A 14,378-nucleotide genomic window follows, 5' to 3' on the forward strand; every position below is an offset into this window, starting at 1 on the left:
TTCTGAGGGTGGGTCAGGTCGGCTCCCGGTGCCCGCCAAAGCCCTTCCGCATCGCCGAGAGCAGCTTGTCGGCGTAGGAGGCGTCCTCGCGGGAGCGGAAGCGGGCGTAGAGGGCCGCCGAGAGCACGTTGGCGGGCACCGATTCCTCGATGGCCGCATTGAGCGTCCAGCGCCCTTCCCCGGAATCGGCGACGAAGCCGGAGAACCCGGCCAGGGTCTCGTCGGCCGCCAGCGCCCCGGCGGTGAGGTCGAGGAGCCAGGACGAGACCACGCTGCCCCGGCGCCAGACCTCGGCGATGTCGCCCAGATCGAGGTCGAACCGGTGCGCCTCGGCCAGGTCCGGGGAGTCGGCATGCCGGAGGATGTCGAACCCCTCGGCGTAGGCCTGCATCAGCCCGTACTCGATGCCGTTGTGGACCATCTTGACGAAATGGCCGGCCCCGCTCCGGCCGGCATGGATGTAGCCTTGCTCGGCGCGCGGGTCGCGGCCCTCGCGGCCCGGCGTCTTGGGGATGGCGCCGGCGCCGGGAGCGAGAGTGCGGAAGATCGGGTCGAGGCGCTCGACGGCGGCGGTCTCGCCGCCGATCATCATGCAATAGCCGCGCTCCAGCCCCCAGACCCCGCCCGAGGTGCCGACGTCGACGTAGGAAATGCCCTTCGGCTTCAGGTCGGCGGCGCGGCGCACATCGTCCTTGTAGAAGGAGTTGCCGCCGTCGATGACGATGTCGTCGGCCGCCATCAGGGCGCCGAGCCGGGTCACCGTGCCGTCCGTGATCTCGCCGGCCGGCAGCATCACCCAGGCGGCGCGGGGGGCGTCGAGCTTGGCGACGAGGTCGTCCAGGCTGTCGGCGCCGGTCGCCCCCTCGGCCACCAGGGCCGCGACCGCATCGGGGTCCCGGTCGAACACCACCGCCGTGTGCCCGTCGCGCATGAGCCGCCGGACGATATTGCCGCCCATCCGGCCGAGACCGATCATACCGAGTTGCATGGGTGATCTCCCTCTGAGGAAGCATCATGGACCCTGCGGCCCACGATGCGTGCCAACCCTTGTCCTACCGATCCGCCCGTCCCCGAGGCGCCGCAGCGAAGCGAAGGCCTCGAAGGAGCCCTCCCGTTCGCGCCGTCGTCCCTGGAGCCCTCCTTCGAGGCCCGCCGAGGCGGGCACCTCGGGACGAGGTGGTGGAGGGGAACGACCGGACCGCGGTGGACAGCCCCGGCCTGGTCAGACCAGGGCCGCCTTGATCGCCGCCGCGATGCGCTTCAATCCCGCCTCGACGTCGCCGCCCTTGATGTGGACCCGCAGGGCCCGGCGCCCGCGCTCGGCCAGCACCGAGAAGTCGCCCCGCGCCTGGGCCGCCACCACCGTCCCGAACCCGAGGGTGCGGCCGGGAATGGGGAGGTCCTGCGCCGGGTCGGCGGTGATCTGGAGGAACACGCCGGTGTCGGGCCCGCCCTTGTAGGCCTGGCCGGTGGAGTGGAGGAAGCGCGGCCCGAACTCGAGGCAGGTGGCGACCTTGCGAGTGTCGCGCAGCCGCACCCTGGCGTCCTGCAGAATCGCCCGATGCCCTTCGTTGCGCGCGACATAGGCCAGAAGCGCCACGTAGTCGCCGTCCTTCACCCGGGCGAGATGGGCGGCGATGGCCGCCTCCAGCCCCTCGGCCGCCGCGGGCAGCGCCCCGGCGTTGGCGGGGTCGGCGTAGAGGGCGATGGTGTCGTCGGCAAACAGCGGCGTCTCGGCGGGCAGGGCGCCGTCGCGCTCGGCCGCGTCGAACAGCTTCTTCGTCTCGATCTTGCTCGCCTCGACGTCGGGCTGGTCGAACGGGTTGATGCCCATCATCGCGCCGACCACGGCGGTGGCCATCTCGAAGCGGAAGAACTCCTGCGGCAGCTGCTCCTCGTTGGCCATCGTGATGTGGACGACCGGATGCCCCTCGCGCTCGAGGTTGCGCACCGCCTCGTCCTGGTAGGGGTCGGCGCGATTGTCGAGGCGCAGGTACACGAAGATGCGGTCGCGGCCGTAGACCGCCGGCACGTCCACCGGCTCGCCGTCGATGGGGATCAGGCCCTGGCCTTCCTTGCCGGTGGATTCGGCGATGAGCTGCTCGGCCCAGGCCCCGAAGGTGTCGATGCCCGGCGAGGCGATGAAGGTGACCTTGTCGCGCCCCGCCTGCAGGGCGGCCGCGCCCAGCGCCGTCCCCAGCAGCACGCCGGGGTTCTGGGCCGGCGGCACGGCCGGGCCGCAGGAGCGCACCATCGTCCGGGCGGTGTTCAGGAAGGCCTCGACGTCGATGCCCGAGGCGGCGGCCGGCACCAGCCCGAAGGCCGAGAGCACCGAATAGCGCCCGCCGATCTGCTTGACGCCGTAGAACACCTTGCGGAAGCCGTCGGCCTTGGCCGCCGCCTCCATGGCCGAGCCGGGATCGGTCACGGCCACGAAATGCGCGCCCGCCCGCGCCCCCACCAGCGCCTTCATCCGGCCGAGGAAATAGTCGCGGAACACGTTGGGCTCGAGGGTCGAGCCGGACTTGCTCGCCACGACGAACAGCGTCGTCTCCAGGGTGACGGCCGCCTCGACCTGCCGGACCTGGTCGGGATCGGTGGAATCGAGGATGCGCAAGCTCGGGTAGCCCTCGCGCGCGCCGTAGGTCTCGGCCAGCACCTCGGGCCCGAGGCTCGACCCGCCCATGCCGAGCACCACCACGTCGGTGAACCCGGTCTGGCGCACGTCCTCGGCGAAGGCGGCGTAGTCGGACACATGGGCGAGCTCGTCCTCGACGATGCGCAGCCAGGACAGCCATTTGTCCTCGTCGGTGTCGCTCCAGAGGGTCTTGTCGCGGGCCCAGAGCCGGCGGATCGCGCCGGACGCGCGCCAGGCCTCCACCGCCTTGCGGGCGTGGCCGCCGATGGCGTCGTCGAGGACCAGGGTCTGGCCGTCGAGCTTGGGCCCGAGCAGGTCGGCGCGCTTGGCCGCCACCGCGCCCAGGAGCTTGTCGGCGGCGTCGATGAAGAGCTGCACGCCCTCCTCGACGAGCCTTGTCGTGATCGCGTCGATGTCGATCCCGGCGGCGGCGAGGCTCGCCATCACGGCTCTTGCGCCCGCGACGTCCTCCTCGATGGCGGCGCGCACGGTGCCGTGGTCGCGAAACGCGTCCATGGTGGCCGGCGGCATGGTGTTGACGGTGTCGGGGCCGATCAGCTCCTCGACGTAGAGCACGTCGGAATAGGCCTTGTTCTTGGTGCCGGTGGAGGCCCAGAGCAGGCGCTGCGGCTTGGCGCCCCTGGCCGCCAGGGCCTGCCAGGCCGGCTCGGCGACGATGCGCTTGTAGCGCTGGTAGGCGAGCTTGGCGTTGGCGATCGCGACCTTGCCCTTCAGGGCCTCCAGCGCCGCCTTCTCGTCGGCGCCCTCGGTCCGGGCGATCGCCTCGTCCAGCGCCTTGTCGACCGCCACGTCGATGCGGCTGATGAAGAAGCTGGCGACGCTCGCCACCCGGGAGACGTCGCCGCCCTTGTCGGCGAAGGCCCGGAGGCCGGCGACGAAGGCGCGCGCCACCTGCTCGTAGGCGTCCTGCCCGAACAGCAGGGTGACGTTGACGCTGATGCCCTCGGCGGTGAGCGCCTGGATCGCCGGGATGCCGGCGGGGGTGGCCGGCACCTTCACCATCAGGTTGTCGCGGGCGACCGTGGCGTGCAGGCGCCGGGCCTCCTCGAGGGTGTCCTCGGTGCTCAGCGCGAGGTAGGGCGAGACCTCGAGGCTGACGTAGCCGTCGGCCCCGTCGCTCGCCTCGTAGACCGGGCGCAGCACGTCGGCGGCCGCCTGGATGTCGGCGATGGCGCAGCCCTCGTAGAGGTCGACGACGCGGCTGTCGCCCCCGTCCATCACCGCCTTCAGGGCCCCGTCGTATTCGGTGGAATCGCCGATCGCCTTCTCGAAGATCGACGGGTTGGAGGTGACGCCGCGCAGGCCGTCGCCGTCGACCAGGGCCTTGAGGCGGCCGTCGGCGATGAAGCCGCGCGCGACGAAGTCGAGCCACACGGCCTGGCCCTGTTCGGGGAAGAGTGCCTTGAGCGGGTTCATGCCGGTCTCCTGTTTCTTCGTGACCAGGCCGAACGGGGGCCTGGCGCCTCTCCTCCCCCTGGTGGGGAGGAGGAGGGAGGTGGGGGTGGCCGGGTGCCCCCGACATCCGGGACGGCGGAACCACCCTCACCCCCGGTCCCTCCCCACAGGGGGGAGGGACGTCTCGCTACGTCCTGTGCTTGGCGATCTGGTGCTTGGCGATCTGGTCGCGCGCGGCCTGCAGCACCTTGTCCGGCGTGAAGCCGAACTTGGTCTGGAGGTCCTTGATCGGCGCGGACGAGCCGAAGGTGTGCATGCCGATGATCGTGCCGGCCGAGCCGGCGTAGCGGTCCCAGCCGATCGCCGAGCCCTGTTCCACCGCGACGCGGGCGAGAACCCGCGGCGGCAGCACCGCGTCGCGGTAGGCCTGCGTCTGGCGCTCGAACAGGTCCCAGGACGGCATCGAGACGACGCGGGCCTTCACCCCGTCCGCCGTCAGCGCCTCGTAGGCGCCGATGCACAGCTGCACCTCGCTGCCCGTCCCGATCAGGATGACGTCGGGCGTGTCGTCGCCGCCCGCCAGCACGTAGGCGCCCCGGGCGACGCTGGCGGCACTCGCGAAGCGGGTCCGGTCCAGGGTCGGCAGCGGCTGGCGCGAGAGGGCCAGGACCGCCGGCTGGTTCTTCAGGCCCATGATCACCCGATAGGCCTCCGACACCTCGTTGGCGTCGGCCGGGCGCAGGGTGACGAGGCCGGGGATGCAGCGCAGGCTCAGGAGCTGCTCCACCGGCTGGTGGGTCGGCCCGTCCTCGCCGACGCCGATGGAATCGTGCGTGAACACGTGGAAGACCGGCAGCTCCATCAGGGCCGCGAGGCGGATCGGCGGGCGCATGTAGTCGGCGAACACCAGGAAGGTGGCGCCGTAGGCCCGGAGGCCGACGAGGCCGAGGCCGTTCACGATCGAGCCCATCGCATGCTCGCGCACGCCGAAGTGGATGTTGCGGCCGCCCGGATCGAACGGCGACAGGGTGCCGGCGCCTTCGAACTCGAGCTTGGTCTTGTTGGAGGGGGCCAGATCGGCAGACCCGCCAAGGAGATGGGGCAGGTTCTTGGCAATCGCGTTGAGGACCTTGCCCGAGGATTCGCGGGTGGCCATGCCCTTGGCGTCGGCCGGGAAGACCGGGATGTCCCTGTCCCAGCCCTCGGGCAGACGGCCCTCGTGGATGGCGGAGATCTCCTCGGCCAGCGCCGGATCGGAGGCCTTGGCCTCGGCGAGGAAGCCCTCCCAATCGGCATAGAGGGCCGCCCCCCGCTCGCCGATTCCGGCCCGGAAGTTCTCGACGACCCCGTCGGGCACGAGGAACTGCGCGTCCTCGGGCCAGCCGTAGGCGCGCTTGGCGCCCCGGGCCTCCTCCTCGCCGAGAGCGTCGGAATGGGCCTTGGAGGTGTTCTGCTTGCTTGGTGCGCCGAACCCGATCACCGAGTTGACCACGATGAGGGTCGGCCGGTCGCCGGACTGCAGGAAGGTCTCCAGGGCGCCGGCGATGGCGTGCACGTCGTTGGCGTCCGCCACCCGCAGCACCTGCCAGCCGCAGGCGAGGAAGCGCGTCGCGACTTCTTCCGAGAAGGCGAGCTCGGTATGGCCCTCGATGGTGATGGTGTTGTTGTCGTAGATCCAGCACAGGTTCGACAGGCGCAGATGCCCGGCGATGGAGGCGGCCTCGGCGGCCACGCCCTCCATCAGGTCCCCGTCCGAGCAGATGGCGTAGACGTTGTAGTCGAACAGCGGCAGGTCGGGCCGGTTCAGGGTCTCGCCGAGGAAGCGCCCGCCGATGGCCATGCCCACCGAGTTGGCGACCCCCTGGCCGAGCGGCCCGGTGGTGGTCTCGACGCCGGTGGTGAAGTGGTACTCCGGGTGGCCCGGCGTCTTCGAGTCGAGCTGGCGGAAGTTCTTGATGTCCTCGAGGCTCACAGCCGGCGCGTTGCCGCCGTCCGTCTCCGCCACGCCGGCCAGATGCAGCAGCGCGTAGAGCAGCATGGAGGCGTGGCCGGCCGACAGCACGAAGCGGTCGCGGTTGGGCCAGTGCGGATGCGCCGGATCGTAGCGCAGGTAGCGGTTCCACAGGGTGTAGGCGACGGGGGCGAGCGCCATCGGGGCGCCCGGGTGCCCGGAATTGGCCTTCTGCACCGCGTCGATCGCCAGCGTCCGGATCGTATCGATCGAGAGCTTGTCGATCTCGCTCAAGGCGCCCGTGGGCTTGGTGTCGGCTCCGCTCATGTCTCAGTCTTTCCGTTCTTCTGCACGCGGCGGCGCCGGGCGGCTCGCCCGGATCCCCGTGCATCAGGTCCCCATGCATGCGGCACCCGCGCCGCGATGTCCTTCACCCCGGGACGCGTCCATCCATGAGACGCGTCCGTCAAAGAGACGCCTCGGCCGATCGGGCCGGCCGCGGGCGTGGTCTCACCCCTCGCACCGCTCCTTGGCAGGTCCGGCGGCACGCGCATAGTTCAGGATCGTGTTCACGAGGGTGACGTGGCTGAAAGCCTGAGGGAAATTGCCCACGAGCCGCTTGGCCTCCACGTCGTATTCCTCGGACAGCAGCCCGAGATCGGTGCTGAGACCGATGAGCCGCTCGATCATGGCGCGCGCCTCCTCCCGGCGGCCGAGGCCGATGAGATTGTCGGCATACCAGAAACTGCAGGGCAGGAACGCCCCCTCGCCGCCGGGCAGGCCGTCGGTGGCCTGATCCTCGGTGTCATAGCGCAGGACGAGGCCGTCGCGCATCAGGGTCCGGCCGATCGCCGACACCGTGCCGACCACCCGCGGGTCGTCCTGGGGCAGGAACCCCACGAGGGCGATGAGCAGCAGGCTCGCATCGAGGCTCTTGCCGCCGTAGAACTGTACGAAGCTGCCGAGCTCGGGGTCGAAGCCCTTCTGGCAGACCTCCGCATGGATGCGGTCGCGGGTGGCGCGCCAGCGGTCCACCGGGGCGTCGGGGGCGTCACCGTCCTCGTAGGCCCGGATCGCCCGGTCGAAGGCGACCCAGGCCATGACCTTGGAATGGACGAAGTGCCGGCGCCCGCCGCGCACCTCCCAGATGCCCTCGTCGGGCTCGGTCCAGACCGTCTCGAGATGGCGCAGGAGGGCGAGGCCGACCCGCCAGCCGTCGCGGTCGCCCAGGAGCCCGCGCTGGCGCGCCTGGAACAGCGCATCGAAGATCTCGCCGTAGACGTCGAGCTGGAACTGGTCGACCGCGGCGTTGCCGATCCGCACGGGCTTGGCGCCCTCGTAGCCGGGCAGCCAGTCGAGCTCGATCTCGGGCAGCATGCGCTCGCCGGCGATGCCGTAGAGGATGTGGGCCTGCTCCGGGTTGCCGGCCACCGCCCGCACCAGCCAGTCGCGCCAGGCGCGGGCCTCGTCGATGTAGCCGCCGTCCATCAGCGCGATCAGGGTGAAGGTGGAATCGCGCAGCCAGCAGTAGCGGTAGTCCCAGTTGCGCACGCCGCCGAGCTCCTCCGGCAGGGAAGTGGTGGGCGCCGCCACGATCCCGCCGGTGGGCTGGTAGATCAGCGCCTTGAGGGTCAGGAGCGACCGTTGCAGGACCTCGTCCCAGGGGGTGCCGCGGGCGCAGCGGATCGACCAGTCGCGCCAGTAGCGGTCGGTCTCGAACAGCACCTTGCGCGGCTCGATGGGGGGCGGATCGTCCTCGTGCGAGAGGCCGTAGCTGAGGGTGAAGGCGACGCTCTCCCCCGCCGCGACAGCGAAGTCCGCGACCGTGGTCTGGTCCTCGCCGCGCAGCGGCACGGGGGTGCGCAGCACCACCTTGTGCGGTCCCGAGATGGCCCTCAGGTCACCGAGCTCGTTGTGGGAGACCCACGGGACGGCGAGCCCGTAGTCGAACCGCACCGAGAGCCGCATCCGCATCGCCACGGAGCCGGTGAGGCCCTCGACGATGCGCACGAGGTGGGAGCCGTCGTTGGTCGGCATGTAGTCGGTGACCCGGACCTCGCCGGTGGGAGTCGCGTAGCAGGTCTCCAGGACGAGGCTGCCGCTGCGGTAGGTCCGCGACTCCTCCGCGCCGGCCTCCGCGGGGAAAAGCGCCCAGAAGCCATGGTCCTCGGTGCCCAGGAGCGCGGCAAAGCAGGCGGACGAATCGAACCGCGGCCAGCACAGCCAGTCGACGCTGCCCCTGCGCCCGATCAGAGCCGCCGTGCGGCCGTCGCCGACGAGCGCGTAATCCTCGATCCGTCCTGCCATCCATGCCCTCGGCGTCGCTCACGGGGCCAGCCCGTCCGCGAGCGCCGTCGTCCCGCGTCCAGGTAGGTCTCGGGGGCGAGCGGGTCCAGACCGCAGGGGGAATGGCAGGGATGATGTCGCGCGAAGGGCGGCGCCGGAGCGCCGGCCGCTCAGCGCAGGTCGCCCACGAGATCGCCGACCGCACCGCCGATGGCGACGGCCTCGGTCCGGAGGGCGGCGGCCTGGGCCCCGACGAAGCCAACGGTGCGCCGGACGGCGCGGATCGTGGGCGCCAGCGTCGGGGCGAAGGGCAGCAGGCGCTCCGGCAGGGCCTCGTCGGCGGCCTCGGCCTCGACCACGGCGGCCGCAAACGGCTGCGCCTCGGCCGGAACGACGGGGGCGGCCGGGTGCCGGCGCGGCGACGTCGCCGCCGTCTGCGCAGGCGCCTCGCGGCAGCGGTCCCCGCCGCAGCGGCCGAGGGATGCGGGGACTTGGGGGACGGCGATATGTGGGGCGGCGATCCTGACCGGTCGCGCGGCGACGCGGGCGACCGTCACGGACGGCACCAGGGGCGTGAACGCGGCGAAGGTGGCGACGGCCCCGGTCCGGTCCTGGTCGAGAACGGCCACCGAAGGCTCGGCCGCGCCGAGGGGCAGGCGGGCCATGCGCGGCAGGGCCGGGGCATCGGACGAGACCGATGTGGAGACTGTGGCGGCCGGCTCGGAGGGGCCGGTCGCGGGCATCGACTCCCAGCACACCGCGGTCAGTCCGATCACGGCGGCGACGACGAGGGTGGGCAGGAACGGCAGGGTCGCGCCGGCCGACGGCGCTCCGGCGAACGCGTCCGGCCCGGTGCATGGCCCGATGCATGGCTGGATGCTTGGCTCGATGCTTGGCCCGTTCCGCCTCGCCATCTCGTCCGACCCTCCGGTGCTTGCGCCTGCGGCGATAGAGCCCGCGGTTTGCGGCGGAAGCGGGGCCGTTCGCTTGCCCGACCGTAACTTGCGGAACCGCCGAGCCGTCGCCTATGGATGCCGCGCAGCGAGGGGCGGGCGTCCCCTCTTGCCCCCTGGCTTCGATGACCGAGACCACCCTCACCGTCGCCGTGATCGACCCGAGCCACGCCCGCGCCGCGATCCTCGAGGAGGGGCTGCGGGCGGCGGGGGTGGAGCGCGTCGTCATCCTGTCCGACAGTGCCGACCTGCCCGCGCAGGTGGCCGCCCTGCGGCCGGACGTGGTGGTCATCCACCTGGAGAGTCCGAGCCGGGACATCCTCGAACAGATGTCGGGCCTGTCGCGCCACGTCGAACGGCCGGTGGCGATGTTCGTCGACCGCTCCGACGTGCCGATGATGCAGGCGGCGGTGGATGCCGGCATCTCGGCCTACGTGGTCGACGGGCTGCAGCCCCAGCGCATCCGCTCGATCCTCGACATCGCGATCCTGCGCTTCAACGCCTTCGCCCGGCTGCAGCGCGAATTGTCCGAGGCCCGCGAGGAACTGGCCGACCGCAAGGTCATCGAACGCGCCAAGGGCATCCTCATGGCCGCCCGCGGCCTCGGCGAGGAGGAGGCCTACAGGATGATGCGGCGCAAGGCCATGAACGAGAAGCGGCGGATGGCGGACATCGCCCGGGCCATCGTCACCGCCGCGGACATGCTCGGATGAGGCTCCAGATCGGCTACGTCCCGCTCCTCGATGCGGCCGCGCTGATCGCGGCGGTGAAGCTCGGCTTCACGGCCCAGGAGGGGCTCGCCGTGGACCTCGTGCCGGTGCCGTCCTGGGCGACCCTGCGCGACAGGCTGGCGCTCGGCCACCTCGACGGGGCGCACATGCTGGCGCCGCTGGCGGTGGCGAGCGCGCTCGGCCTCAGCGGCCTGGAGACGCCGCTGATCGTGCCGATCGCGCTCAACCTCAACGGCAACGCCATCACCGTGTCGATGCCGGTCTGGGAGGCGATGGCCGTCACCGACGGCAGCGACGCGGGCACCGTGGCCCGGGCCTTCGCCGGCGTCGCCCGGCGCCGGTCGGGGGAGGGCAGGCCGCTCGTCATCGGCACCGTGCACCCGTTCTCCAGCCACACCTACCAGCTCCGGCGCTTCGCCGAACTCGGCGGCCTCGACCTCGACGAGGGCGTCCACCTCGTGGTGATCCCGCCGCCGCAGATCGCCGAGGCGCTGCAGCGCCGGCTCATCGACGGGTTCTGCGTCGGCAGCCCCTGGAACAGCGTCGCGGCCGCCGCCGGCTACGGGCGGGTCGCGGTCCTGGGCAGCGAACTCATCGCCGATTGCCCGGAAAAGGTGCTGGCCCTGCCCGCCAGCGAGACCGAGATCAGCCTGCCGCTGGTGCGGGCCCTGCGCCGGGCCGGGCTCTGGTGCCAGGAACCGGGCAACCGCGCGCAGCTGGCCGCGCTGCTGTCCGCGCGCGACGTCCTCGGCGTCGATCCCACCGTGCTGGGGCATGCCCTGGCGGGAACCCCGATCTCGGGCGCCGACGGTGCCGTCAGGGTCGATCCGCGCTTCATCGTGTTCGGGGAGGGCGCGCAAAGGCCCGATCCCGCCCACGCGCTCTGGTGCCTCGATGCGATGCGGCGGGCCGGCCAGGTCGTCCCGAACCCAGGCGCGGCCGAGGTCGCCGCCGCGATCTACCGGCCCGACCTCTACGACGACGCCCTCGCGACCGGGATCGCCTGAGTCCGTCACGCGACGCCGGATGCCTTTCTGCACGGCACACCGGCAGCCTGCCCGGCTTTTGTGCAGCGCACTCAAGACGCCGAGACCGGGCGAGGCGGCGCCCGCCGTCGCCGTGCCCCCCTTGCGCTGCCGTCCGCGACTGGAATCGGCCGCTCACGGCGGTTGGCACGCGATCTGCAAGCCTCCCCCCGGTCCGTCAAAGGCGATGGGCGTATCCGTCGGCAAAGCCGCTGACCCAAGTCTTCCGTTGGCGCGCATCCGCTGCTGCCGACGATCGGCGCTGGGCGGCGGTTTTTTGTTTGGCGATCTTCACGAGGGAGTCTGCGGTTCGATGGGTGACAGTTTTCAACATGACCGCCCCACAAGCCGGCGCAGCCTCCTGAAGGGGGCGGCCGCCGCCCTCTCGGTGGCCGCCGCCGCCCGGGCCGCCCTTCCCGGCGGCGCCTTCGCGCAAGGCGCGGGGCCGGAGGTCAAGGGCGCCAAGCTCGGCTTCATCGCGCTCACCGATGCCGGCCCGCTGTTCGTCGCCAAGGAGAAGGGCTTCTTCGCCAAGCACGGCATGCCCGACGTCGAGGTGCTCAAGCAGGCCTCCTGGGGCACCACCCGCGACAACCTCGTGCTGGGCTCGGAGGGCAACGGCATCGACGGCGCCCACATCCTGACGCCGATGCCCTACCTCATCACCGCCGGCCGCGTGACGCAGAACAACGTCCCCGTGCCGATGCAGATCCTGGCGCGGCTGAACACCAACGGCCAGTGCATCTCGGTGGCCAAGGAATACCTCGAGCAGAAGGTCGGGCTCGATTCCAAGGTGTTCAAGGCGGCCGTCGAGAAGAAGCGCGCCGCCGGCAAGTCGGCCAAGGCGGCCATGACCTTCCCCGGCGGCACCCACGATCTCTGGATCCGCTACTGGATGGCGGCCGGCGGCATCGACCCGGACAAGGACATCGAGACCATCGTCGTGCCCCCGCCCCAGATGGTGGCGAACATGAAGGTCGGCACGATGGACTGCTTCTGCGTCGGCGAGCCGTGGAACGCCCAGCTCGTGCAGCAGGGGCTCGGCTACACCGCGCTCACCACCGGCGAACTCTGGAAGGACCACCCCGAGAAGGCCTTCGCCATGCGCGCCTCCTGGGTGGAGAAGAACCCGATCGCGACCAGGGCGCTGCTGATGGCGGTGCTCGAGGCGCAGATGTGGTGCGACAAGCCCGAGAACCGCGACGAGTTCGCCGCCATCGTCGCCAAGCGCCAGTGGATCAACATTCCCGTCGGCGACGTGGCCGGCCGCATGAAGGGCACCATCGACTACGGCGACGGCCGCGTGGTCGAGAACAGCCCGCACATCATGAAGTTCTTCGCCGACAATTCCTCCTACCCCTACCAGTCCCACGACCTCTGGTTCCTCACCGAGGACATCCGCTGGGGCAAGTTCGACGCGCAGACCGACACCAAGGCGCTCATCGCCAAGGTCAACCGCGAGGACCTCTGGCGCGAGGCCGCCAAGGCGCTCGGCGTCACCGCGATCCCGGCCTCGACCTCGCGCGGCAAGGAGACCTTCTTCGACGGCAAGGTGTTCGATCCGGCCGATCCCGCCGCCTACCTCGCCAGCCTCGGCATCAAGAGGACCGCTTAAATGGCCACCACCTCCACCATCGGCGTCACCGCGCCGGGCATCGCGGCCAAGGCCGCGGAGAAGGCACCGCGGGCGCCGTTCATCACCGCGGCGTCCCTGCGGGGGATGGCCGCCAACCTGATCCCGCCCGTGGTGGTGATGATCGCCTTCCTGGTGATCTGGGAGTTGCTGTGCTCGCGCCCCGGCGCCGGCCTGCCGCCGCCCTCGCGCGTGGTCACCGAGGCCTGGGACATCATCGTCAACCCGTTCTACGACAACGGCGGCACCGACAAGGGCCTGTTCTGGCACATCTCCGCCAGCATCCAGCGCGTCGCCCTGGGCTTTGCCCTCGCCACCGTCGTCGGCATCCTGGTCGGCACCCTGATCGGGCAGTCGGACTGGGCCATGCGCGGGCTGGACCCGATCTTCCAGGTGCTGCGCACGATCCCGCCGCTGGCCTGGCTGCCGCTCTCGCTCGCCGCCTTTCGCGACGGGCAGCCCTCGGCCATCTTCGTGATCTTCATCACCTCGATCTGGCCGATCATCATCAACACGGCCGTGGGCATCCGCAACATCCCGCAGGACTACCGCAACGTCTCGGCGGTGCTGCAGCTCAACCCGATCGAGTTCTTCTCCAAGATCATGCTCCCCTCGGCCGCTCCCTACATCTTCACCGGCCTGCGCATCGGCGTCGGCCTGTCCTGGCTCGCCATCGTGGCCGCCGAGATGCTGATCGGCGGCGTCGGGATCGGGTTCTTCATCTGGGACGCGTGGAATTCCTCGCACATCAGCGAGATCATCGTCGCCCTCGTCTACGTCGGGGTGATCGGGTTCATCCTCGACCGCTTCGTGGCCTTCATCGGCAACCTCGTCACCCGCGGCGCCGCCGCCTGACCCCCGTGCCCGCGGCCCGGCGGGCCGCGGGCACGCCCCCGACGACGCCCGCTTCCTCCGACATCGAAGAGCCCACGATGACCTACCTCAGCATCGAGAACGTCGGCATCAGCTTCACGCGCAACGGCCGCACCAACGAGGTGCTGCGCGAAGTGAGCGTGAAGATCGCCAAGGGCGAGTTCGTCTCGCTGATCGGGCACTCGGGCTGCGGCAAGTCGACGGTGCTCAACATCGTCGCCGGCCTGCTCAAGGCCTCCACCGGCGTGGTGCTCCTGGAGGACAAGGAGGTGAACAGCCCCGGCCCCGACCGGGCCGTGGTGTTCCAGAACCATTCCCTCCTGCCCTGGCTCACGGTGCGCGAGAACGTGTCGCTGGCCGTGGACAAGGTGATGAAGGGCCGCAAGACCAAGGCCGAGCGCAACGAGTGGATCGACCACAACCTGGCGCTCGTGAACATGACCCACGCGGCCGAGCGGCGACCCAACGAGATCTCGGGCGGCATGAAGCAGCGCGTGGGCATCGCCCGGGCGCTCGCGATGGAGCCCAAGGTGCTGCTGCTCGACGAGCCCTTCGGGGCGCTCGACGCGCTCACCCGCGCCCACCTTCAGGATTCGCTGATGGAGATCCACGGGCGGCTCGGCAACGCCGTCATCATGATCACCCACGACGTCGACGAGGCGGTGCTGCTGTCCGACCGCATCGTGATGATGACCAACGGCCCCTCGGCCACGGTCGGCGAGATCCTCAAGGTCGACCTCGAGCGCCCGCGCCGCCGCCTCGAACTCGTCGAGGACCCGACCTACACCCACGCCCGCGCCGAGGTGCTGGAGTTCCTCTACGCCCGCCACGCCAAGCCGGCGGTGGCGGCCTGACGCGGACCGTGCGGGAGC

The 14,378-nt window shown here is 71.1% G+C and carries 10 protein-coding genes; 5 read left to right on the forward strand and 5 right to left on the reverse strand.

Annotated elements, in window-relative coordinates; all coding sequences use genetic code 11:
- Positions 1 to 13: 13 nt before the first annotated feature.
- From gnd to ASG59_RS16855, 5 genes are all read right to left on the reverse strand, one after another.
- Positions 14 to 988, reverse strand: a complete 975-nt coding sequence (gnd, locus tag ASG59_RS16835) for a phosphogluconate dehydrogenase (NAD(+)-dependent, decarboxylating) (protein WP_056285336.1) — start codon at positions 986 to 988, stop codon at positions 14 to 16.
- 234 nt (positions 989 to 1,222) lie between these two features.
- Complete coding sequence (locus tag ASG59_RS16840) at positions 1,223 to 4,075, reverse strand: bifunctional transaldolase/phosoglucose isomerase (RefSeq protein ID WP_056410222.1); 2,853 nt, start codon at positions 4,073 to 4,075, stop codon at positions 1,223 to 1,225.
- Positions 4,076 to 4,241: 166 nt separating this feature from the next.
- Entirely contained in the window at positions 4,242 to 6,332 is a 2,091-nt protein-coding gene (gene tkt / locus ASG59_RS16845; protein WP_056410224.1) for a transketolase, read from the reverse strand.
- A 183-nt stretch (positions 6,333 to 6,515) separates the two neighbouring features.
- Positions 6,516 to 8,312, reverse strand: a complete 1,797-nt coding sequence (locus ASG59_RS16850) for a glycoside hydrolase family 15 protein (protein ID WP_056410226.1) — start codon at positions 8,310 to 8,312, stop codon at positions 6,516 to 6,518.
- Positions 8,313 to 8,461: 149 nt separating this feature from the next.
- Complete coding sequence (locus ASG59_RS16855; RefSeq protein WP_055889065.1) at positions 8,462 to 9,205, reverse strand: hypothetical protein; 744 nt, start codon at positions 9,203 to 9,205, stop codon at positions 8,462 to 8,464.
- A gap of 164 nt (positions 9,206 to 9,369) precedes the next feature.
- Here ASG59_RS16855 and ASG59_RS16860 point away from each other — a divergent pair, with 164 nt between their 5' ends.
- From ASG59_RS16860 to ASG59_RS16880, 5 genes are all read left to right on the forward strand, one after another.
- Positions 9,370 to 9,957: an ANTAR domain-containing protein gene (locus ASG59_RS16860; RefSeq protein ID WP_056410227.1), complete on the forward strand. Its 588-nt coding sequence runs from the start codon at positions 9,370 to 9,372 to the stop codon at positions 9,955 to 9,957.
- Positions 9,954 to 10,982, forward strand: coding sequence for a CmpA/NrtA family ABC transporter substrate-binding protein (locus tag ASG59_RS16865; RefSeq protein WP_056410229.1), 1,029 nt, complete (start codon positions 9,954 to 9,956; stop codon positions 10,980 to 10,982). Before ASG59_RS16860 ends, ASG59_RS16865 begins: the two co-directional genes overlap by 4 nt.
- A 331-nt stretch (positions 10,983 to 11,313) precedes the next feature.
- Positions 11,314 to 12,615 (forward strand): CmpA/NrtA family ABC transporter substrate-binding protein, encoded by a 1,302-nt coding sequence (locus ASG59_RS16870; RefSeq protein ID WP_056410231.1) that lies wholly within the window; start codon positions 11,314 to 11,316, stop codon positions 12,613 to 12,615.
- A complete protein-coding gene (gene ntrB, locus ASG59_RS16875) occupies positions 12,616 to 13,488 on the forward strand; it encodes a nitrate ABC transporter permease (RefSeq protein WP_055889077.1) in 873 nt (290 codons plus the stop codon).
- 77 nt (positions 13,489 to 13,565) lie between these two features.
- Complete coding sequence (locus ASG59_RS16880) at positions 13,566 to 14,360, forward strand: ABC transporter ATP-binding protein (protein ID WP_056410233.1); 795 nt, start codon at positions 13,566 to 13,568, stop codon at positions 14,358 to 14,360.
- Positions 14,361 to 14,378: the final 18 nt, after the last annotated feature.

This window comes from Methylobacterium sp. Leaf466, assembly GCF_001425565.1.
GTDB lineage: Bacteria > Pseudomonadota > Alphaproteobacteria > Rhizobiales > Beijerinckiaceae > Methylobacterium.

Bases quoted from the DNA above. Each gene is read 5' to 3' on its own strand.
- ASG59_RS16870 (WP_056410231.1), top strand. From the start codon at position 11,314: ATGGGTGACAGTTTTCAACATGACCGCCCCACAAGCCGGCGCAGCCTC.
- ASG59_RS16865 (WP_056410229.1), top strand. From the start codon at position 9,954: ATGAGGCTCCAGATCGGCTACGTCCCGCTCCTCGATGCGGCCGCGCTG.
- ASG59_RS16860 (WP_056410227.1), top strand. From the start codon at position 9,370: ATGACCGAGACCACCCTCACCGTCGCCGTGATCGACCCGAGCCACGCC.
- ASG59_RS16840 (WP_056410222.1), bottom strand. From the start codon at position 4,075: ATGAACCCGCTCAAGGCACTCTTCCCCGAACAGGGCCAGGCCGTGTGG.
- ASG59_RS16880 (WP_056410233.1), top strand. From the start codon at position 13,566: ATGACCTACCTCAGCATCGAGAACGTCGGCATCAGCTTCACGCGCAAC.
- ASG59_RS16855 (WP_055889065.1), bottom strand. From the start codon at position 9,205: ATGGCGAGGCGGAACGGGCCAAGCATCGAGCCAAGCATCCAGCCATGC.
- ntrB (WP_055889077.1), top strand. From the start codon at position 12,616: ATGGCCACCACCTCCACCATCGGCGTCACCGCGCCGGGCATCGCGGCC.
- tkt (WP_056410224.1), bottom strand. From the start codon at position 6,332: ATGAGCGGAGCCGACACCAAGCCCACGGGCGCCTTGAGCGAGATCGAC.
- ASG59_RS16850 (WP_056410226.1), bottom strand. From the start codon at position 8,312: ATGGCAGGACGGATCGAGGATTACGCGCTCGTCGGCGACGGCCGCACG.
- gnd (WP_056285336.1), bottom strand. From the start codon at position 988: ATGCAACTCGGTATGATCGGTCTCGGCCGGATGGGCGGCAATATCGTC.